Here is a 20,514-nt window from a genome sequence, read left to right as displayed (position 1 = left end):
CATGACGACCCTGGCCGGAAAGACGATCCTGCTCTCCGGCGGCAGCCGGGGCATCGGGCTGGCGATAGCGCTGCGCGCCGCCCGCGATGGCGCGAACATCGCGCTGCTGGCGAAGACCGACACGCCGCACCCCAAGCTCGAAGGCACCGTGCACACCGCGGCCGCGCAGATCCGCGCCGCCGGCGGCCGGGCGCTGCCCATCGTCGGCGACGTCCGCAACGACAGCGACATCGCCCAGGCCGTGCTGACCACGCGCGGCGAGTTCGGCGGCATCGACATCGTCGTCAACAACGCGAGCGTGATCGACCTGTCCGGCTCGCTGGAGCTGGCTGCGAAGAAGTACGACCTCATGCAGGACGTCAACGTGCGCGGCACCTACATGCTCTCTCGCGCCGCGATTCCGGTGCTGCGGGATGCCGAGAATCCGCACATCCTGTCCCTGTCACCGCCGTTGAACCTGTCGCCGCGCTGGCTCGGCGCGCACACCGGGTACACGCTCGCGAAATACGGGATGACGATGGCGACCCTCGGCATCGCCGCCGAGTTCGCCGAGGCCGGGATCGCCGCGAACACGCTGTGGCCGCGCACTACGATCGCCACCGCGGCCGTGCAGTTCGCGCTCGGTGGCGAGCGGATGATGCGGGCCAGCCGCACGCCGGAGATCTACGCCGACGCCGCGTACCAGGTCCTCACCCAGCCGTCCCGGTCGTACACCGGGCAGAGCCTCATCGTCGAGGACGTGCTCGCGGCGGCCGGCGTCACCGACTTCTCCGGCTATGCCGCCGTGCCCGGCACCCCCGACACTGCCCTGTTCCCGGACATCTTCCTCGACTGAGCCGCGGCATCCCGGTTCATCTCGCAGGAGCATCTGCCGGCCGACGGCGTGTCGCCCGGCGTGTCGCCGGCGCCGTCGCGGAAAGTCCTGCGACCTGAACCGGCCCGGACAAGGCTCAGGCCCGCAGGCCCACCCGGTCCGGGATCGCGAACGGCAGATCGGGCAGCCACTGCGCCGGGTCCGGCCACGGCCGCGACGGCGGCAGCACCGTGAGCAGGTGGCGCAGGCTCTCGTCGCCCGCCGCGCCGCGCGCGGCGACCGGCAGCACCCGCCGCGGCGCATGCCGGCCCAGGGCGCCGCACCACCAGTGCCGCCAGACATCCGGAGCCTGCTCCGGCGCGAGCACGACGTAGTAGTCCGGCATCAGCGCCTCACCGCTCGCGAACCGGGCCAGGGCATCCTCCACCTCGGCCTGCAGCGCGCCCATCGTCGCGCGCTCCTCGAACAGCTCGATCCACGCCTGCGCCACATGCGCGAGCGGGTCGGCGTCGTGCACCACCCACGGCGTCACCGTCGCCGCGATGCGCCGCCCGGCCAGGCCGGGCTCGCCGCCGCGCACCGACAGCGTCTCGACACCGGCAATGCCCTCGAGGCTCGCGAGCGCCTCGTCCGCGGCATCCCCCACTATCGCGACCATGGTCCCGGCGGGTGCGTGATACCCCATGACCGATGGTAAGCAGATTCGGCGCGCATCGGGGGCAGGCGCGGCCCTGCACAGCATCCGTGCACCCGGCACCCCTACCCTGGAGACATGACGTCCCAGACTCCGCGCGCGCAGGTGCGGCCGAAGACCGAGGGCTGGACGCAGAAGAAGGATGCCGAAGGCCGACCGCTCCTGCAGTTCGCCAGCCCCCGCCGCGGCAAGCCGCCCGTGCACCTCGCCGACCTCACGCCCGCGCAGCGCGTGGAGAAGGTGGTCGAGCTCGGGATGCCGCGGTTCCGTGCCGCGCAGCTGGAGAAGCACTACTTCACGCACTTCACGCACGATCCCGCCCGGATGACGGACCTGCCCGCCGAGGGACGCGACGAGCTCGTCCACGGACTGCTGCCGCCGCTGCTGACCGAGGTGCGGCGCCTTTCCACGGACCGCGGCGACACCATCAAGTTCCTGTGGAAGCTGCACGACGGCGCCCTCGTCGAGTCGGTGCTGATGCGCTACCCGGGCCGGATCACGCTGTGCGTGTCGAGCCAGGCCGGCTGCGGCATGAACTGCCCGTTCTGCGCGACCGGCCAGGCGGGCCTGACCCGCAACATGTCGGCGGCCGAGATCGTCGCCCAGGTCGTCCGCGCGAACCGCGTGATCGCCGACGGCGAGCTCGGCGATCCCCGCAGCGTCGGGCACGACGGCGAGCGCGTCTCGAACATCGTGTTCATGGGCATGGGCGAGCCGCTGGCCAATTACGCCCGCGTCCTGCACGCTGTCCGGGTGATGACCGACCCCGCGCACGGCCTGGGTATGAGCGCCCGCGGCATCACCATCTCGACGGTGGGCCTGGTCCCGGCGATCCGCAAGCTCGCCGACGAGGGCATCCCGGTCACGTTCGCCCTGTCGCTGCACGCGCCCGATGACGAGCTGCGCGACGAGATGATCCCGGTGAACTCCCGGTGGAAGGTCGATGAGGCGCTGGATGCCGCGCGCGAGTACTTCGAGAAGACCGGCCGCCGCGTCTCGATCGAGTACGCCCTCATCAAGGACATGAACGACCACGCGTGGCGCGCCGACCTGCTCGGCGAAAAGCTCAACGCCCGCGGCCGCGGCTGGGTGCACGTGAACCCGATCCCGCTGAACCCCACCCCGGGATCGGTGTGGACCGCATCCACCGTCGCGGCGCAGGACGAGTTCGTGCGGCGGCTGGAGGCCCACGGCATCCCCACCACGATCCGCGACACACGCGGCAAGGACATCGACGGCGCGTGCGGCCAGCTGGTGGCCACCGAATCCGACGTCCAGGCGGCCGCGGCCACTCCCGTCGAGGCCTGAGCGCTTGCGGGTCCCTAGTAGCGTGGGGGCATGGTCGAATATCGCTACCTCGGTAACAGCGGGCTCAAGGTCTCGGAGATCACCTACGGCAACTGGGTGACGCACGCGTCGCAGGTGGACGACTCCGCCGCGATCGCGACGGTGCACGCGGCACTGGATGCCGGGATCACGACGTTCGACACCGCCGACACGTACGCGAACACGGCCGCCGAGGTCGTGCTGGGCAAGGCGCTGTCCGGGCAGCGCCGCGAGTCGCTGGAGATCTTCACGAAGGTGTACTGGCCGATCGGCCCGAAGGGCCCGAACGACGTCGGACTGTCCCGCAAGCACATCCTCGAGGGGATCAACGGATCCCTGCAGCGCCTGGGCGTCGACTACGTCGACCTGTACCAGGCGCACCGGTACGACTACGAGACGCCGCTGGAGGAGACGATGCAGGCGTTCGCCGACGTCGTCCGCCAGGGCAAGGCCCTCTACATCGGGGTCAGCGAGTGGACCGCCGAGCAGCTGCGGGCGGGCGCCGCGCTCGCGAAGGAGCTGCGCGTGCCGCTGATCTCGAACCAGCCGCAGTACTCGATGCTGTGGCGGGTCATCGAGGAGAAGGTGGTCCCCACCAGCGCCGAGCTCGGCCTGTCGCAGGTGGTGTTCTCCCCGATGGCGCAGGGCGTGCTGTCCGGCAAGTACCTTCCCGGCCAGCCGGTGCCCGCCGGCTCGCGTGCGACGGATGAGAAGAGCGGCGCGCGCTTCATCCAGCGCTACCTCGGCGACGACGTGCTCACGGCCGTGCAGCGCCTGAAGCCGATCGCCGACGAGGTGGGTCTGAAGATGCCGCAGCTGGCTATCGCGTGGGTGCTGCAGAACCCGAACGTGGCGGCGGCGCTGGTCGGCGCATCCCGCCCCGAGCAGATAGCGTCGAACGTCGCCGCGTCGGGCGTGAAGCTCGAGCCCGCCGTGATGGCGGCGATCGACGCCGCGCTCGGCGACACCGTGGTGCGCGACTCCGCCAAGACGGACGAGGTCTCGCCCAAGTCCCGGCCGTGATCACCAGCGCCGGGCTCCTGCTGCACCGCCGCGGCGACGACGGGCTCGAGGTGCTCATCGCGCACATGGGCGGCCCGTTCTGGGCTCGCAAGGACGACGGCGCGTGGTCGATCCCGAAGGGCGAGTTCGACCCCGCGGCGGAGGAGGCGCAGGATGCCGCTGTCCGCGAGTTCCGCGAGGAGCTCGGTGTCGATCCGCCCGCCGGACCGTACGCGCACCTGGGCACGTGGGCGTACGCGTCCGGCAAGCGGGTGACGGTGTTCGCGGCCGACGGCGCCGGGTTCACGGCATCCGCCTTCACGTTCGGCACGTTCGAGCTGGAATGGCCACCGCGCTCGGGCCGGACCGTCGCCTTCCCCGAGGTGGACCGCGCCGAATGGACGGGACTGGATGCCGCCCGCGTCCGGCTCGTGAAGGGGCAGCGGCCCGCGCTGGACGCCCTCGCCGCCGTCGCCTGAGGAGTGGACCGATGTTGGTGGATCGTGGCACTCTAGTACGTCCGCGCATTCGCGCGATCCCCACTTTGGAGTCCCGTGCTCGCCAGAATCCTCTTCCGCTACCTCCGCACGTACCGGTGGCCGCTGCTGGGCGTCATCGTCTTCCAGTTCGCCTCCGCGATGGCGCAGCTGTACCTGCCGCGCCTGAACGCCGACATCATCGACCTCGGCGTGGCCAAGGGCGACACCGCTTTCATCTGGTCGCATGGCGCGTTCATGCTGATGATCTCGCTCGGCCAGATAGTGGCATCCGTGATCGCCACGTACTTCGCCGCCCGCGCGGCCATGGCCGCCGGCCGCGACATCCGGCGCGACGTGTACGACCGGGTCAGCGCGTTCTCCGAGCGCGAGATCTCCGCGTTCGGGCCCGGGTCGCTGATCACCCGCAACACGAACGATGTGCAGCAGGTGCAGATGCTGGCGATGATGGGCGCGACGATGCTCGTCACCGCCCCGCTGCTGGCGATCGGCGGCATCATCATGGCGCTGCAGCAGGATGTCGGGCTGAGCTGGCTGATCGCGGTGTCGGTGCCGCTGCTGCTGGTGATCGCGGCGCTCGTGATAAGCCGCATGGTGCCGCTGTTCCGCCGCTACCAGGTGCGCCTGGATGCCGTGAACCGGATCATGCGCGAGCAGCTCACCGGTGTCCGGGTCGTCCGGGCCTTCGTCCGCGAGCGCATCGAGGAGGAGCGGTTCCGCGGCGCCAACACCGACATCATGGTCGTCGGGCGCCGGGTCGGGTCGCTGTTCGTCCTGCTCTTCCCGGTCGCGATGCTCGTGCTCAACGTCACCGTGGTGGGCGTGATCTGGTTCGGCGGCATCGCCGTGAACGACGGGAACGTCCAGATCGGGACGCTGTTCGCGTTCATGCAGTACGTCGGCCAGATCCTGATGGGCGTGCTGATGGCCACGTTCATGACGATCATGATCCCCCGCGCGGCGGTCTCCGCCGAGCGGATCGGCGAGGTCCTGGACGCCGACACCTCCCTCGCCCGCCCCGCCGACGGGATCCGCGAGTTCGGCCGGCCCGGCGCGGTCGAGTTCGACCACGTCACGTTCGCCTACCCGGGCGCCGACGCCCCGGTGTTGCACGACGTCACGTTCCGCGCCGAGCCGGGAGAGACCGTCGCCATCGTGGGGTCCACCGGATCCGGGAAGACCACGCTGGTCTCCCTCATCCCGCGGCTTTTCGACGTGACGTCCGGCGCCGTGCGCGTGGCCGGCGTGGACGTGCGCGAGGCCGACCTCGACGCGATGTGGCAGGGCATCGGGCTCGTTCCGCAGCGCCCGTTCCTCTTCACCGGGACGATCGCCTCGAACCTGCGGTTCGGCCGCGAAGAGGCCACCGACGCCGAGCTGTGGGACGCGCTGGAGATCGCGCAGGCGCGCGACTTCGTCGCGGAGAAGGAGGGCGGCCTGTCCGCGCGGATAGCGCAGGGCGGCACGAACGTGTCCGGCGGGCAGCGGCAGCGGCTCGCCATAGCCCGCGCGATAGTGCACGGAGCCGACCTGCTCGTGTTCGACGACTCGTTCTCCGCCCTGGACCTGTCCACCGACGCGCGGCTGCGGCAGGCGCTGTGGAAGCGGATGCCGCACGTCACGAAGATCGTGGTGGCCCAGCGGGTGTCCACCATCACCGACGCCGACCGCATCGTCGTGCTCGACGACGGCCGGGTCGTGGGCCTGGGCACCCACGAGGAGCTCCTTCAGACGTGCCCGACCTACCGGGAGATCGTCGACTCGCAGCTGGGAGTGCAGGCATGAGCGCGCCGGACGTGCAGACCGAAGAGGAGCGGCTCGAGCTCGAGCTCGCCGAGCAGGCGCGGCTGAGCGCCGACGACTGGAGCGGCGGCGTCGCACCGGGCAAGGCCGCGAACTTCGGCAAGAGCTTCGCCCGCATGATCGGGCTGTTGCGGCCCCACTGGGTCGGGTTCTCGCTGGTGTCGCTGGCCGGCGCCGTGGGCGTCGTGCTCGCGGTCGTGGCGCCCAAGGTGCTCGGCGAGGCCACGAACATCATCTTCGAGGGCGTGGTGTCGCTGGCCCTGGCGGCCGCCGGCATCCCGACCGGGACCTCCCAGGCGCAGGTCGTGCAGCTGCTGCAGCGGAACGGGCAGACCGACGTCGCCGCCATGGTCTCCGCGATGGGTGAGTTCCATGTCGGCGTCGGCGTCGACTTCGACCGGCTGCGCGGGGTCATCGTCGCGGTGCTCGCCATCTACGTCGTGTCGGCGCTGCTGAGCTGGGTGCAGGGGTACGTCATCAACGTCATCATGGTCCGCACCATGTGGCGGCTGCGCGAAGACGTCGAGGCGAAGCTGAACCGCCTGCCGCTGTCGTACTTCGACAAGGTGCAGCGCGGCGAGCTCATCTCCCGCGTCACGAACGACATCGACAACATCACCCAGACGATGCAGCAGTCGCTGTCCGGCGCGCTCACGTCCGTGCTCACCGTCGTCGGCGTCCTCGTCATGATGTTCTCGATCTCGTGGCAGCTGGCCCTGATCGCACTGGTCTCGCTGCCGCTGATGGCCGTGATCTTCGGTGTCATCGGCCCGAAGTCGCAGAAGGCGTTCAGCCTGCAGTGGCGCAAGGTCGGCCGGCTCAACGCCCGCGTCGAGGAGTCGTTCTCGGGGCACGCGCTCGTGCAGGTGTTCGGGCGCGAGCAGGACTCGCGGGCGAAGTTCGCGGAGGAGAACGAGGAGCTCTACCAGGCGTCGTTCAAGGCGCAGTTCCTGTCCGGCATCATCATGCCCGGCATGATGTTCATCGGCAGCGTGACCTACGTCGGAATCGCGGTCCTCGGCGGGCTGATGGTCGCGTCGGGCAATCTGCGCCTGGGTGACGTGCAGGCGTTCATCCAGTACTCCCAGCAGTTCACGCAGCCGCTGAGCGAGCTCGGCGGCATGGCCGCGGTCGTGCAGTCCGGCACCGCGTCCGCCGAGCGGGTGTTCGATCTGCTCGACGCCGACGAGCAGGACCCGGATGCCGAGGATGCGCCGGCGCTGGAGCCCGGCCGGGGCGTCATAGCGTTCGAGCACGTCGCGTTCTCGTACGATCCCGACCAGCCGCTGATCCGCGACCTCTCCTTCCGGGTCGAACCCGGGCAGACGGTCGCCATCGTGGGGCCGACCGGCGCCGGCAAGACGACGCTCGTGAACCTGCTGATGCGGTTCTACGAGCTGGACGCCGGCCGGATCCTCCTGGACGGGCAGGACGTGTCCGAGCTCACCCGCGACGACGTGCGCGCCCGCACCGGGATGGTGCTGCAGGACCCATGGCTGTTCGCCGGCACCATCCGCGAGAACATCCGGTACGGGCGCCAGTCCGCCACCGACGAGGAGATCCTGGGTGCCGCCACGGCGACCCGGGTGGACCGCTTCGTGCACTCGCTGCCGGACGGGTACGACACGGTCCTGGACGAGGACGCGTCGAACGTGTCGGCCGGTGAGAAGCAGCTGATCACGATAGCGCGCGCGTTCGTGGCGCAGCCGTCCGTGCTGATCCTCGACGAGGCGACGAGCTCGGTCGACACGCGCACCGAGCTGCTGCTGCAGCACGCCATGGCGGTGCTGCGGCAGGGACGCACGTCGTTCGTGATAGCGCACCGGCTCTCCACGATCCGCGACGCCGACCTCATCCTGGTGATGGAGCACGGCGACATCGTCGAGCAGGGCACCCACGATCAGCTGATCGGGGCGCAGGGCGCGTACTGGCGGCTGTACCAGTCGCAGTTCGAGCAGGCGGCGACCGACCTCGACGCGGATCAGGAGCTCGTGGGCGCAGCCGACGGGGAGACGGAGCCGGCCTGACGCTCCGTCTGCCACTCCTGGATCAGCTGCGGCATCCGCGCCGCCATGAACCGGAAGAACGACGCCATCTCCTCGGCGCGGGCGCGGGCCGGCCCGTGCTCGAGCTCGGCCGCTATGTTCAGCATCTCGTCGGCCGAGCGCTCGTACACGGGCCGGTTCTGCGTGACGGACCGGTACAGGCCCTGCGTCACGAGGAAGAACCGTTCGCGCCGCTCGCCGGGCAGCGTCCGCCGGTTGATGAAGTGCAGCTGCGCCAGGTACCGCACGGCCCCGGAGATCGCTGCGGCGCTCACGCCGAGCCGATCGCCGAGGTCGGCGGCGGTGTACCCCTGTTCCGGCGCGGCGACCAGGGCCATCATGACGCGCGCGGGCATGCGCGGCATCCCCGCCGCCGTCATGATCGCGGCGGCCCGCTCGGCGGCCTCGATAGCACGGTGCTCGGTCATCGCATCGAATCTATCCGGACGCGGCGAGCTGGCGTCGCCGCATCAGGGCGAGGGATGCCGCCGCCCCGGCGGCGATCGCGAGGATCAGCCACCACACGCCCCGCGCGTCCACGTCGCTGCCCGAGACCACCGGCGTGAGCCCGAACGGCGACAGGTTCGTGGTCCACTCGGGCAGGCCGAACAGCGGACCGAACATGCCGAGCATCGTGGCAACGAGCAGCAGCGCCCAGGCGATCGCGATCGTCGCGCGCGGCGCGAGCACGAAGACCAGGGCCGTGATCACCGTGAACACGGAGGCCGCCACAAGCTGTCCCGCCCCGTCCACGAGCACCGTCCGGTACAGGTCGGCGCTGCCCCCGTTCGCGGCCACTCCCAGCCATCCCGCCGCGACCGCCGCCACCGCGATGATCAGCACCGCGGATGTCGCGACGATGAGGTGGTCCGCGAGCCACCGCACCCGTCCGACCGGCGCCGCCAGCACCGGCTCCGCCGTCCCGTGCGCCTCCTCCTGCCGCGCCCGCACCACGGTCTGCACGGCGCAGCATCCTGCGACGATGCCGAGCATCGTGAAGAACACCGTGATGACCGCCTCGTCCAGCGAGCCGGATTGCGCGAGCTTCGTGATGATCGCGACCACGGCGGGGTTCTGACCGGCCACCTGGTCCACGACGCTCCCCAGCGTCGTGGCCAGGATGCCGGTCAGGGCCCCCCCGATCGCCCAGCCCACTATCGCCCCGGATGTCAGGCGCCAGACCAGGGCGTGGGACGAGGCCAGCGCCGGCCGCGCGTGCACGCGGCCGGGCCGGCCGGCGAAGAAGCTCGCACCCATGTCGCGCACCGACTGCAGCACTGTCGCGGCGGCGGCCAGGAGCAGTCCGACGGCCACGGCCACCAGCACCGGCCACCACAGGTTCTCGTCGAACGGCCGCGCCTGCTCGGCCCACCCGAACGGCGAGGCCCACGCCGGCCATGCGCTCGCCGTGTGCGTGAGGTCGTCGGACGGGGTGCCGCCGGCGTTGCCGATGCCGCGCAGCAGGAATGTGGCAACGAGCACCCAGACGGTGAGGGAGTTGGCCGCGCGCGACGTGCGCACCAGCTGCGCTGCGACCAGCCCGATGCCCAGGAACGCTATGCCCACCGCCGTCGCGGCCGCGCCGGTCAGCCACGAGCCGGCCGGGTCGAACCCCGTGGAGACCAGCGCCGCAGCGCTCAGCACGCCGAGCAGGACGTTGGCGAGCACACCGTGGACCATCGTCGCGACGGTCGGCAGCGTCCGGCCCGCCGGCGTCGCGGCCAGCAGCTCGGCGCGCCCGGCCTCCTCGTCCGCGCGGGTGTGCCGCACGGCGAGGAACGTCGACATCAGCGCCGCGAGGATCGCCAGCCACGGCAGGATCTCGAACGCGAGGAACCCGCCCTCGCTGGCCCCGGACGGCAGGCCGCGGAACATCAGGATCACGGGGTTCGCGAGCGCGGCGGCGAGGATGTTCTGCCGATCGGCGAGCGTCCCATACGACTGGGTCACGCCGGCGTATCCGCCGTACGCGAGCAGCGCGGTGCCGAGCACCCACAGGAGCACCTGCAGCCAGTCGCGACGTGCACGCTGGCGCAGCAGAGCCGTGAACAGCATCATCGCCCCTGCCCTGCTTCGGCGGCCTCGAGCTCGGCGAGGTCGTCGCCGTAATGACGCAGGAACAGCTCCTCGAGCGACGGCGGCGCGACGCGCAGGCCCTGCACCCCGAGCTCCGCGAGCGCCGGCAGGGTCTGCGCGACCCGGTCGCTGTCGACGGTGAAGCGCGCGCGGCCGTCCTGCACCGTCGCGTCATGCGCGCCGGGCAGCGCGGCGAGCCGGTCGGCCGCCACCCCGTCGGCGGCGAACGAGATCTCCGTGCGCGTCAGGTGTCGCAGCTCGGGCAGGGTGCCGGACTCGACGATCCTGCCGGCGCGGATGATCGACACGCGATCGCACAGCTGCTCGACCTCGGAGAGGATGTGGCTGGACAGCAGCACGGTGGCACCGGCATCCCGCACCCTGGCCACCTCGCGGTGGAAGATGACCGACATCAGCGGGTCCAGGCCGCTCGTCGGCTCGTCGAAGATGTACAGTTCGGCGGGCACCGCGAACGCGGCGATCAGCGCCGCCTTCTGCCGGTTGCCCTTCGAGTAGCTGCGACCCTTCTTGCGCGGATCGAACTGGAACGCCTCCATCAGCCGCTCGCGCTCCTGCCGGTACGCGCGATCCGCGCGTCCGGCCCCGCGCAGCCGCGCGATGAGATCCGTGGCTTCCCCGCCGGACAGGTTCGGCCAGACGCTGACATCCCCCGGCACGTATGCGGTGCGGCGGTGGACGGCGACGGCATCGGTCCAGGGGTCCAGCCCGAACACGGATGCCTCGCCCGCGGTCTTGCGCGCCAGTCCCAGCAGAATGCGGATAGCGGTGGTCTTCCCCGCGCCGTTCGGGCCGAGGAAACCGTGGACCTGACCGGACTCGACGGTGAGGTCGAGGCCGTCCAGGGCGTGGACGCGACCGTAGTGCTTGAGCAGGTCGCGAGTGTCGATCACGGTGGTCATGAGGCGCGAGTGTACGCCGATTTCACAAAGTTGTGAATGTTTGGAACGAATGCCGTGCCCGGACGGGTCGCCGATTGTGACGTCACCGTTCGTCACACCGGTGCGCGGGCGCTCGTGGACTCAATAGCATCGGGCTCACCTCGTGCCCTCTATGAATGGACCCAGATGAGCACCCAGACCGCGTCACGAGACGCCAAGTCGGAGCGCGGCCCCGTCGGCCGCCTCCTGACCAATTTCGGATTCCAGATTCTTCTCGCCCTCGTCCTGGGCATCGTCCTGGGATGGTGGGCGCTGGCCCTCGGCCCGGACAGCGCGGGAAACCCCAACGGCCTGGCCGCCACGGTGGGCGTCATCGGATCGGCGTACGTCACGCTGCTGAAGGCGGCTGTCGTCCCGTTGATCTTCGCGGCGATCGTGGCGAGCATCTCGAACCTGCGCCGCGTGCGCAATGCCGCGAGGCTGGCAGGTCAGACCCTGCTGTGGTTCGCGATCACGGCGTTCATCGCGGTATCGATCGGGATCGTGCTGGGTCTGGTCATCCAGCCGGGCGCGCGCGCAGGAGACGGACTCGAGCCGGGCGCGCCGCACACCGTCGGCACCTGGTGGAACTTCCTGATCGGTCTGATCCCGCAGAACTTCCTCGGCATCCAGGTGTCCAGCTCGCTCGACGGAGACAGCGTGGCATCCGCCGTCGGCTTCAACATCCTGCAGGTCATCGTCGTCTCGGCGGTCATCGGCATCGCGGCGCTGAAGGCCGGACGCAAGGCCGAGCCCTTCCTCGCATTCGTGGACTCGTTCCTGAAGGTCATCCAGCGCGTGCTGTGGTGGATCATCCGGATCGCGCCGCTGGGCACGCTGGGCCTGATCGCGAATGCGGTGATCAAGTACGGCACCGACAAGCTGGCCTCCCTGATCTGGTTCGCCGTCGCCGTGTACATCGGGCTCGCGCTCGTCCTGTTCGTGGTGTACCCGATCCTCGTCAAAGTCCATGGGCTGTCCATCAAGCAGTACTACTCGGGCGTCTGGCCCGCCGTGCAGCTGGGCTTCGTGAGCCGCTCGTCGATCGGGACGCTGCCGGTCACCGAGCGCGTGGTCGAGCGCAACCTCGGCGTGCCCAGCGCGTACGCGTCGTTCGCGGTGCCGTTCGGCGCGACCACGAAGATGGACGGCTGCGCCGCGATCTATCCGGCGCTGGCCGCGATCTTCGTGGCGCAGTTCTTCGGCATCGCGCTCTCGCCGATCCAGTACCTGCTGATCATCGTCGTGGCCGTGTTCGGCTCGGCTGCCACCGCGGGCACCACGGGCGCCACCGTGATGCTGACGCTGACGCTGTCGACCCTCGGTCTGCCGCTGGAGGGCGTGGGCCTGCTGCTGGCGATCGACCCGATCCTCGACATGGGCCGCACCGCCACGAACGTGGCCGGCCAGGCGCTCGTGCCGACCCTGGTCGCCAAGCGCGAGGGCATCCTCGATCTCGGCCTGTACAACGCGCCGCGCCAGGGCCTGCCCTTCGCGGACGAGGGCGACGAGGACGCGCCACTGGAGCAGGCGGCACCTGCGCGGGCCGCGGTCTGACCCCGATCCGCGCCGGGCGCGGCATCCCGAGTCGTCGACGACGGATGCCGCGCCCTTTGCGTGCGCCGACTATGTATACGCTACCTGCGACCAACCCCGCCGATGTCGCGATGGGAACCGCTTGTGTATACACTAGCCTTCAACGTGTGAACGAGGGGGTGGCGATGCGGGCGAGCGACCGAGCGTACCGGACCCTCCTGGACGAGATCCAGTCCGGCGTGCTGGCGCCCGGCGCCGTGATCGGCGAGGTCGAGCAGGCCGCACGGCTCGGAGTGAGCCGGACGCCGCTGCGCGAAGCGCTCGGGCGCCTGGCCGCCGACGGTCTCGTCGTGCAGCAGTCGCCGCGGGTCACCGTGGTCAGCGAGATCGACGTCGCCGACATCCGCGCCCTGTTCGAGGTGCGTCGCGCGCTCGAGGAGAGCGCCGCGCGCCTGGCCGCCCAGCGCGGCGACCCCGCCGTCTTCGCCGCCCTCGCCGACGGGTTCGACCGGCTGCGCCTGGACGACATCAATCCCGCACCCACCCACGACGACCTCTTCGCGCGCTTCGACGCCCAGGTCGACGCCTCCGCCGCCAACGACTACCTCACCGCCGCGCTGCGCACCATCCGCACGCACCTCGTGCGCGTGCGGCGCCTCGCCCGGGAGAACCCGGCACGGCTGGCGGCCGCGGTGGCCGAGCACCACGCGATAGCCCGTGCAATAGCCGACCGCGACGGCGAACGCGCCGCGCATGCGACCCATCTGCATCTGCACAACGCGCTGGAGAGCATCCTCTTCTCGCTCGAGCAGGAGCACGCCACGTCCGACCAAGGAGCAGCATGACCGTCACGCATCACGTCCGCGTCCACACGAGCGAGGAGAACCTGCCGCGCGCCGAGCAGCTCGCGTACAAGATCGCCGAGGTCGCCGCCGATCCGGTCCCGGTGGATGACGACGTCGTCGACATGATCATCAACCGCGTCATCGACAACGCGGCCGTCGCCGCGGCATCCCTCACCCGCGCGCCGGTGAGCGCGGCCCGCCAGCAGGCCCTCGACCACGCCGTGTCAGTGTCCGGCGGCGGGGCGACTGTGTTCGGCTGCGCGCTCGAGCGGCACACCAGCCCGGAATGGGCGGCGTGGGCCAACGGCGTCGCGGTGCGCGAGCTCGACTACCATGACACGTTCCTCGCCGCCGACTACTCGCACCCCGGTGACAACATCCCGCCGATCCTCGCCGTCGCCCAGCACGCCGGCCGCGACGGCGCGGCCCTGGTCCGCGGCATCGCCACCGGTTATGAGATCCAGATCGACCTCACTCGCGCGATAAGCCTGCACAAGCACAAGATCGACCACGTCGCCCACCTCGGTCCGTCGGCGGCCGCCGGCATCGGCACGCTCCTCGGGCTGCCCGCCGACACCATCTACCAGGCCGTCGGCCAGGCGCTGCACACCACCACCGCGACCCGTCAGTCGCGCAAGGGCGAGATCTCCACGTGGAAGGCGCACGCCCCCGCGTTCGCCGGCAAGATGGCGGTCGAAGCCGTCGACCGGGCGATGCGCGGCGAGACCAGCCCGAGCCCCATCTATGAAGGTGAGGACGGCGTCATCGCGTGGCTGCTGGACGGACCGGATGCCGCGTACGACGTGCCGCTGCCCGCCGCCGGCGAAGCCAAGCGGGCGATCCTCGACTCATACACGAAGGAGCACTCCGCCGAGTACCAGGCGCAGGCCTGGATCGACCTCGCGCGCCGGCTGCACAACGAGCATCCCGACGCTTTCACGGCCGACAACGTCACGTCGATCGTGCTGCACTCGAGCCACCACACGCACTACGTGATCGGCTCGGGCGCGGGCGACCCGCAGAAGTACGACCCCGCGGCATCCCGGGAGACCCTGGACCACTCGATCCCGTACATCTTCACGGTCGCGCTGCAGGACGGCGCATGGGACCACGTCGGCTCCTACCTGCCCGAGCGCGCCGCACGTGAGGACACCGTCGCGCTCTGGCAGAAGGTCACCACCGCCGAGGACGAGGAGTGGACGCGCCGCTACCACTCCGAGGACCCGGCCGAGAAGGCGTTCGGAGGCCGGGTCGAGATCACGTTCGGGGACGGCGGCACGCTCACGGAGGAGATCGCCGTCGCCGACGCCCACCCGCTGGGCGCTCGGCCCTTTGCCCGCGAGGACTACATCCGCAAGTTCCGGATGCTGGCAGAGCCGGTGCTCGAGCCCGCGGAGATCGAGCGGTTCCTCGAGCTCGCGCAGCGGCTGCCCGAGCTGTCCGCCGACGAGGTGCGGCAGCTCACCATCGTCGCCAAGCACGGCGTGCTCGCGACCGCGCCGGCACCCAAGGGGCTGTTCTGATGTTGTACGCGACCACGCCGGCCGCCGACAAGCGGCGGCGGCTCCGGGAGCGGCTCGCCTCCGGTGAGCTGTTGCGCTTTCCCGGCGCGTTCAACCCGCTCAGCGCCCGACTCATCGAGCGCAAGGGGTTCGAGGGCGTCTACGTCTCCGGCGCCGTGCTCTCGGCCGACCTGGGCCTGCCCGACATCGGCCTGACGACGCTCACCGAGGTCGCCGGCCGCGGCGCGCAGATAGCGCGGATGACCGAGCTGCCCGCCATCATCGACGCCGACACCGGGTTCGGCGAGCCGATGAACGTCGCCCGCACGATCCAGACGCTCGAGGACGCGGGACTTGCCGGCACCCACATCGAGGACCAGGTCAACCCGAAGCGATGCGGGCACCTGGACGGCAAGCAGGTCGTCGACCTGGACACCGCGGTCAAACGGATCCGCGCGGCGGCCGACGCCCGCCGCGACCCGAACTTCCTGATCATGGCGCGCACCGACATCCGCGCGGTCGACGGAGTGGATGCCGCCACCGACCGCGCGAAGGCGCTGGTGGATGCCGGTGCCGACGCGATCTTCCCGGAGGCCATGCGCACGCTCGACGAGTTCGCCGCCATGCGCGCGGCCGTCGACGTGCCGATCCTGGCCAACATGACCGAGTTCGGCAAGAGCGACCTCTTCTCGGTGGACCAGCTGCGCAGCGTCGGGGTGAACATCGTGATCTGGCCGGTGTCGCTGCTGCGCATGGCGATGGGGGCGGCGAGCCGGGCCCTGGACACCCTGATCGAGGACGGGCAGCTCACCGGGCGGCTCGATGAGATGCAGCATCGCGCCGACCTCTACGATCTGGTGGACTACGAGGCGTACAACCGCTTCGACAACGGCGTGTTCAACTTCCAGGTTTCCCGATAGGAGCACCATGTCCGACGACATCAAGAAGGGGCTGGCCGGGGTCACGGTGGACTACACCGCGATCAGCAAGGTCAACCCCGACACGAACTCGCTGCTGTACCGCGGCTACCCGGTCCAGGAGCTCGCCGCGACGCAGCCGTTCGAGGCCGTCGCGTACCTGCTCTGGCACGGCGAGCTGCCCGACGCCGAGCAACTGGCCGACCTGCGCGCCACCGAACGGAAGCACCGCGCGCTGGCCGACGACGTGAAGCGGGTCATCGACCTGCTGCCGCTGGACGCGCACCCGATGGACGAGGTGCGCACCGCGGCATCCGTCATCGGCGCCGCCGGGCTTTCCGGCATCGGCAACGTCCTGGACGCCGTGGGGACCCCCGAGGAGAACCTCGACCGCAGCATCCGGCTGTACGCCGGGCTGCCGGCGATCGTCGCGTACGGGCAGCGCCGTCGACGGGGCCAGGATGCCGTGGACCCGCGCGACGACCTCGACTACGCCGCGAACTTCCTCTGGATGACGTTCGGCGAAGAGGCGGACGAGGTTGTCGTCGACGCTTTCAACCGCTCGATGATCCTGTACGCCGAGCATTCGTTCAACGCGTCCACGTTCACCGCTCGCGTCGTGGCCTCGACCCTCAGCGACCTGTACTCCGCCGTCGTCGCCGCGATCGGCGCCCTCAAGGGCCCCCTGCACGGCGGGGCGAACGAGGCCGTCCTGCACATCTTCGACGAGATAGGGTCGGCCGACAACGTCGCGCCGTGGCTGGATGATGCGCTCGCCGCCAAGCGCAAGATCATGGGGTTCGGCCACCGCGTCTACAAGCGCGGCGACTCGCGCGTGCCCACGATGAAGGCGGCGCTGGACACCCTCGTCGAGCACTACGACCGGCCCGAGGTGCTCGCGCTGTACGAGACCCTGGAGTCCGAGTTCGTCGCGCGCAAGGGCATCTACCCGAACCTGGACTACCCGTCGGGCCCGGCGTACAACCTGATCGGGTTCGACACTCTCACGTTCACCCCGCTGTTCGTGGCCGCCCGGATCACCGGGTGGACCGCGCACATCATGGAGCAGCAGGCATCCAACGCCCTGATCCGGCCGCTGTCGGCGTACAACGGCCCGGACGAGCGGCACATCGACGGCTACGCGCCGGACACCGCCGCCGTGGATGTCGCGTCCCGCCCGGAGGAGGCGGCCGGCTGAGCCGGCGGCCTCGCGTGGGGTGATGATGGGCGTATGAACACCGCAGTCATCGTCGACGTCGTGCGCACCCCGGTCGGGCGCGGCAAGCCCGGGGGCGCGCTCAGCGGCGTGCACCCCGTCGACCTGTCGGCACATGTGCTGCGCACCGTGCTGGAGCGCAACGGCCTGGAGTCCGGCCAGATCGACGACGTCATCTGGGGGTGCGTGAGCCAGGTCGGCGACCAGAGCATGAACGTCGCCCGGCAGTCCGTGCTGGCCGCCGGGTTCGACGAGACGGTGCCCGCCACCACGATCGACCGCCAATGCGGATCCAGCCAGCAGGCCGCGCACTTCGCCGCGCAGGGCGTGATCGCGGGCGCCTACGACATAGTGATCGCCGGGGGCGTCGAGTCGATGAGCCGCGTGCCGCTGGGATCCTCCGCCCATGGCGGCGCGCCCTCGGAGGGACTGCGGGAGCGCTACCCCGACGGCCTTGTGAACCAGGGGATCTCGGCCGAGCTGATCGCCGGGCACTGGGGCCTGTCCCGCACCGATCTCGACACGTACGCCGCCGCGTCGCACCGGCGGGCCGCGGATGCCTGGGCCCAGGGCCTGTTCGACAGTCAGGTGATCGGCGTTCCCGGCGTCGACCTCGCCGTCGACGAGACAGTGCGCGCCGGCACCACCGTCGCGGGCCTTTCCGGGCTGAACCCGGCGTTCCGCACCGACGAGACCGCCGCCCGCTTCCCGGGCCTCGACTGGCGGATCACCGCGGGCAACTCCTCCCCCCTGACCGACGGCGCCTCCGCCGTGCTGATCATGAGCGAGCAGAAGGCCGCCGCGCTGGGGCTGCGGCCGCGGGCCCGCTTCCACGCGTTCGCCGTCGTCGGCGACGACCCCATCATGATGCTCACCGGCCCGATCCCGGCGACCCGGCGCGTGCTCGACCGCGCCGGGATGTCGATCGACGCCATCGACGCGTACGAGGTGAACGAGGCTTTCGCCTCGGTTCCGCTGGCCTGGGCCCACGAGCTGCACGCCGATCCCGCAAGGCTCAACCCCTGGGGCGGGGCGATAGCCCTCGGCCACGCGCTCGGGTCGAGCGGCACCCGGCTGCTGGGCACGCTCGTGGGCCACCTGGAGGCCAGCGGCGCACGCTACGGCCTGCAGACGATGTGCGAGGGCGGCGGCATGGCCAACGCCACGATCATCGAGCGGCTCTGACCCCCACCGCCCTATCGGGCATCCGTGCAGATAGTCGGATGTCCATGTAAAATGAGCATGATGCCAACGCGGGCATCCCTTCGCCGTCACACGATGACGTCCAGCGGGGGTTATCGAAGGCGGTTCGACATGAGCATGACGACGACGGAAGAGCGACACGCGATCCTCGAGGCGGTCCGGGACTTCGCCGAGGCAGAGCTCGCCCCGCATGCCCAGGAGTGGGACCAGGCCAAGCACTTCCCGCGCGACGTGATCGCGCGCGCCGGCGAGGTCGGCCTCGGCGGCATCTACGTCCGCGAGGACGTCGGCGGCGCCGGGCTCGGGCGCAGCGAGGCCGTCGCCATCTTCGAGGAGCTCGCGAAGGGCGACCCCTCCATCGCCGCGTACATCAGCATCCACAACATGGTCGCGTGGATGATCGACTGCTACGGCACCGATGCGCAGCGGCGCGAATGGGTGCCGCGCCTGGTGACGATGGGCGACCTCGGCGGGTACTGCCTGACCGAGCCGGGGGCGGGTTCGGATGCCGCCGCCCTCACCACGAGCGCGATCCGCGACGGCGACGAGTACGTGCTCACCGGCGTCAAGCAGTTCATCTCCGGTGCCGGCGAGGCATCCGTGTACGTCGTGATGGCGCGCACCGGCGAGCCCGGCGCCCGCGGGATCACCGCCTTCATCGTCGAGAACGGCCTGCCGGGTCTGTCGTTCGGCGCGAACGAGAAGAAGATGGGCTGGAACGCGCAGCCCACCCGCCAGGTGATCCTCGACGAGGTGCGGGTGCCGGCATCGGCGGTGCTGGGCGGCGAGGGCCAGGGCTTCAAGATTGCGATGAAGGCCCTGAACGGCGGACGCCTGAACATCGCGGCGTGCTCGCTCGGCGGCGCGCAGTGGGCGCTGGATCAGGCCGTCCGGTACGTGCACGAGCGCTTCACGTTCGGCGAGCCGCTGGCAGAGAAGCAGTCCGTGATGTTCGCGGTGGCCGACATGGCGACCGAACTCACCGCGGCGCGCGCGCTGGTGCGGGATGCCGCCGCCGCCGTCGACGAGGATGCACCGGATGCCGCCGTGCAGTGCGCGATGGCGAAGCGGTTCGCGACCGACGCCGGCTTCGCGGTCGCGAACGAGGCGCTGCAGCTGCACGGCGGCTACGGCTACCTGCAGGACTACGGCATCGAGAAGGTCGTCCGCGACCTGCGCGTGCACCAGATCCTCGAGGGCACGAACGAGATCATGCGGGTCATCGTCGGCCGCGCGGTCCTGAACGACTGAGGGTGACACGATGGGAGCCATGACCGAGTACGCCACGATCCTGACCTCCACGCACGGCCGCGTCGGCTGGATCACCGTCAACCGCCCGGACGCCCTGAACGCCCTGAACGCGCAGGTGATGCGGGATGTCGTGGCGGCCGCGACCGCGTTCGACGCCGATCCGGGCATCGGCGCCATCGTCGTGACCGGCTCCGAGCGTGCGTTCGCGGCGGGCGCCGACATCAAGGAGATGGAGTCCAAGACCGGGCTGGACATGGTCATGGGCGACCACTTCGGCGGCTGGGCGGACTTCGCCGGCGTGCGCACCCCCGTGATCGCCGCGGTCGCCGGGTACGCGCTGGGCGGCGGTTGCGAGCTCGCGATGATGTGCGACATCATTCTCGCCGCCGACACCGCGAAATTCGGGCAGCCCGAGATCAACCTCGGCGTCATCCCGGGCATGGGCGGCACGCAGCGGCTGATCCGCGCGGTCGGCTACTACAAAGCAGCCGAGCTCGTGCTCACCGGGCGCTTCATGGACGCGGCCGAGGCCGAGCGCGCGGGCCTGGTCTCGCGGGTGGTGCCGGCCGCCGACCTGCTCGAGGAGGCCGGGAAGGTCGCCGCCGCTATCGCCGCAAAGTCGCTGCCCAGTGTCTTAGCGGCCAAGGCGGCGCTGGATGCCGCGATGGAGACAACGCTTGCCGAAGGACTCCGCTTCGAGAAGCACGTCTTCGCCGCGCTGTTCGACACGCACGACCAGAAGGAGGGCATGGCCGCGTTCCGCGAGAAGCGTGACCCCTCCTTTGAGAACCGGTGATCCGCCGCCGTTCATCTGGCAGGAATATCAGTCCGTGGCGCCCCCGCAGGCGG

The 20,514-nt window shown here is 70.6% G+C and carries 18 protein-coding genes; 14 read left to right on the top strand and 4 right to left on the bottom strand.

What is annotated here, in order from left to right:
- The first annotated feature begins 1 nt into the window (after nucleotide 1).
- Nucleotides 2–835, top strand: coding sequence for an NAD(P)-dependent oxidoreductase (locus GH740_RS02075; RefSeq protein ID WP_153744418.1), 834 nt, complete (start codon nucleotides 2–4; stop codon nucleotides 833–835).
- 115 nt (nucleotides 836–950) lie between these two features.
- Here GH740_RS02075 and GH740_RS02070 read toward each other — a convergent pair whose 3' ends face one another.
- A complete protein-coding gene (locus GH740_RS02070; protein WP_153744417.1) occupies nucleotides 951–1,499 on the bottom strand; it encodes a hypothetical protein in 549 nt (182 codons plus the stop codon).
- Between the two features lie 87 nt (nucleotides 1,500–1,586).
- Between GH740_RS02070 and rlmN the strand changes: the two genes are divergently transcribed.
- The 5 genes from rlmN to GH740_RS02045 all read left to right on the top strand — a co-directional run bounded on the left by rlmN (nucleotide 1,587) and on the right by GH740_RS02045 (nucleotide 8,163).
- The gene (gene rlmN, locus GH740_RS02065; protein WP_153744416.1) at nucleotides 1,587–2,816 is read left to right on the top strand and encodes a 23S rRNA (adenine(2503)-C(2))-methyltransferase RlmN; all 1,230 of its coding nucleotides are present in this window, start codon (nucleotides 1,587–1,589) and stop codon (nucleotides 2,814–2,816) included.
- A gap of 30 nt (nucleotides 2,817–2,846) precedes the next feature.
- Nucleotides 2,847–3,857 carry an aldo/keto reductase family protein gene (locus GH740_RS02060; protein WP_153744415.1) on the top strand — a complete coding sequence of 337 codons (1,011 nt, stop codon included), beginning with the start codon at nucleotides 2,847–2,849 and terminating at the stop codon, nucleotides 3,855–3,857.
- Complete coding sequence (locus GH740_RS02055) at nucleotides 3,854–4,315, top strand: NUDIX domain-containing protein (RefSeq protein ID WP_367640334.1); 462 nt, start codon at nucleotides 3,854–3,856, stop codon at nucleotides 4,313–4,315. Before GH740_RS02060 ends, GH740_RS02055 begins: the two co-directional genes overlap by 4 nt.
- Nucleotides 4,316–4,390: 75 nt before the next feature.
- Entirely contained in the window at nucleotides 4,391–6,118 is a 1,728-nt protein-coding gene (locus GH740_RS02050) for an ABC transporter ATP-binding protein (protein ID WP_367640332.1), read from the top strand.
- Entirely contained in the window at nucleotides 6,115–8,163 is a 2,049-nt protein-coding gene (locus GH740_RS02045; protein ID WP_153744414.1) for an ABC transporter ATP-binding protein, read from the top strand. Before GH740_RS02050 ends, GH740_RS02045 begins: the two co-directional genes overlap by 4 nt.
- Here the strand turns inward: GH740_RS02045 and GH740_RS02040 are convergent.
- Genes GH740_RS02040 through GH740_RS02030 form a run of 3 tightly spaced genes read right to left on the bottom strand, consistent with a single transcriptional unit; the run spans nucleotide 8,118 to nucleotide 11,177 of the window.
- Complete coding sequence (locus tag GH740_RS02040; protein WP_153744413.1) at nucleotides 8,118–8,609, bottom strand: GbsR/MarR family transcriptional regulator; 492 nt, start codon at nucleotides 8,607–8,609, stop codon at nucleotides 8,118–8,120. The genes GH740_RS02045 and GH740_RS02040 overlap by 46 nt on opposite strands.
- A 10-nt stretch (nucleotides 8,610–8,619) precedes the next feature.
- A complete protein-coding gene (locus GH740_RS02035; RefSeq protein ID WP_153744412.1) occupies nucleotides 8,620–10,239 on the bottom strand; it encodes an ABC transporter permease in 1,620 nt (539 codons plus the stop codon).
- On the bottom strand, nucleotides 10,236–11,177 hold the full coding sequence (locus GH740_RS02030; RefSeq protein ID WP_153744411.1) for an ABC transporter ATP-binding protein: 942 nt from the start codon (nucleotides 11,175–11,177) through the stop codon (nucleotides 10,236–10,238). The genes GH740_RS02035 and GH740_RS02030 overlap by 4 nt, the downstream gene beginning before the upstream one ends.
- A gap of 165 nt (nucleotides 11,178–11,342) precedes the next feature.
- On the opposite strand from GH740_RS02030, the gene GH740_RS02025 reads away from it, so the two are divergent.
- From GH740_RS02025 to GH740_RS01990, 8 genes are all read left to right on the top strand, one after another.
- A complete protein-coding gene (locus GH740_RS02025) occupies nucleotides 11,343–12,752 on the top strand; it encodes a dicarboxylate/amino acid:cation symporter (RefSeq protein WP_153744410.1) in 1,410 nt (469 codons plus the stop codon).
- Between the two features lie 164 nt (nucleotides 12,753–12,916).
- A complete protein-coding gene (locus GH740_RS02020; RefSeq protein WP_153744923.1) occupies nucleotides 12,917–13,576 on the top strand; it encodes a GntR family transcriptional regulator in 660 nt (219 codons plus the stop codon).
- Nucleotides 13,573–15,099: an MmgE/PrpD family protein gene (locus tag GH740_RS02015; protein WP_153744409.1), complete on the top strand. Its 1,527-nt coding sequence runs from the start codon at nucleotides 13,573–13,575 to the stop codon at nucleotides 15,097–15,099. The genes GH740_RS02020 and GH740_RS02015 overlap by 4 nt, the downstream gene beginning before the upstream one ends.
- Complete coding sequence (prpB, locus tag GH740_RS02010; protein ID WP_153744408.1) at nucleotides 15,099–15,998, top strand: methylisocitrate lyase; 900 nt, start codon at nucleotides 15,099–15,101, stop codon at nucleotides 15,996–15,998. Before GH740_RS02015 ends, prpB begins: the two co-directional genes overlap by 1 nt.
- Nucleotides 15,999–16,005: 7 nt before the next feature.
- Nucleotides 16,006–17,193 carry a bifunctional 2-methylcitrate synthase/citrate synthase gene (locus GH740_RS02005; RefSeq protein ID WP_153744407.1) on the top strand — a complete coding sequence of 396 codons (1,188 nt, stop codon included), beginning with the start codon at nucleotides 16,006–16,008 and terminating at the stop codon, nucleotides 17,191–17,193.
- A gap of 33 nt (nucleotides 17,194–17,226) precedes the next feature.
- A complete protein-coding gene (locus tag GH740_RS02000) occupies nucleotides 17,227–18,396 on the top strand; it encodes a thiolase family protein (protein WP_153744406.1) in 1,170 nt (389 codons plus the stop codon).
- Nucleotides 18,397–18,525: 129 nt separating this feature from the next.
- Nucleotides 18,526–19,665, top strand: a complete 1,140-nt coding sequence (locus tag GH740_RS01995) for an acyl-CoA dehydrogenase family protein (protein ID WP_153744405.1) — start codon at nucleotides 18,526–18,528, stop codon at nucleotides 19,663–19,665.
- Nucleotides 19,666–19,684: 19 nt separating this feature from the next.
- Nucleotides 19,685–20,461 carry an enoyl-CoA hydratase-related protein gene (locus GH740_RS01990; protein ID WP_153744404.1) on the top strand — a complete coding sequence of 259 codons (777 nt, stop codon included), beginning with the start codon at nucleotides 19,685–19,687 and terminating at the stop codon, nucleotides 20,459–20,461.
- Nucleotides 20,462–20,514 lie beyond the last annotated feature (53 nt).

Source organism: Microbacterium sp. SYP-A9085, assembly GCF_009649635.1.
GTDB lineage: Bacteria > Actinomycetota > Actinomycetes > Actinomycetales > Microbacteriaceae > Microbacterium.
Note: the sequence above shows the minus strand (reverse complement) of the source record. Positions and strands in the feature narration are given on the sequence as shown.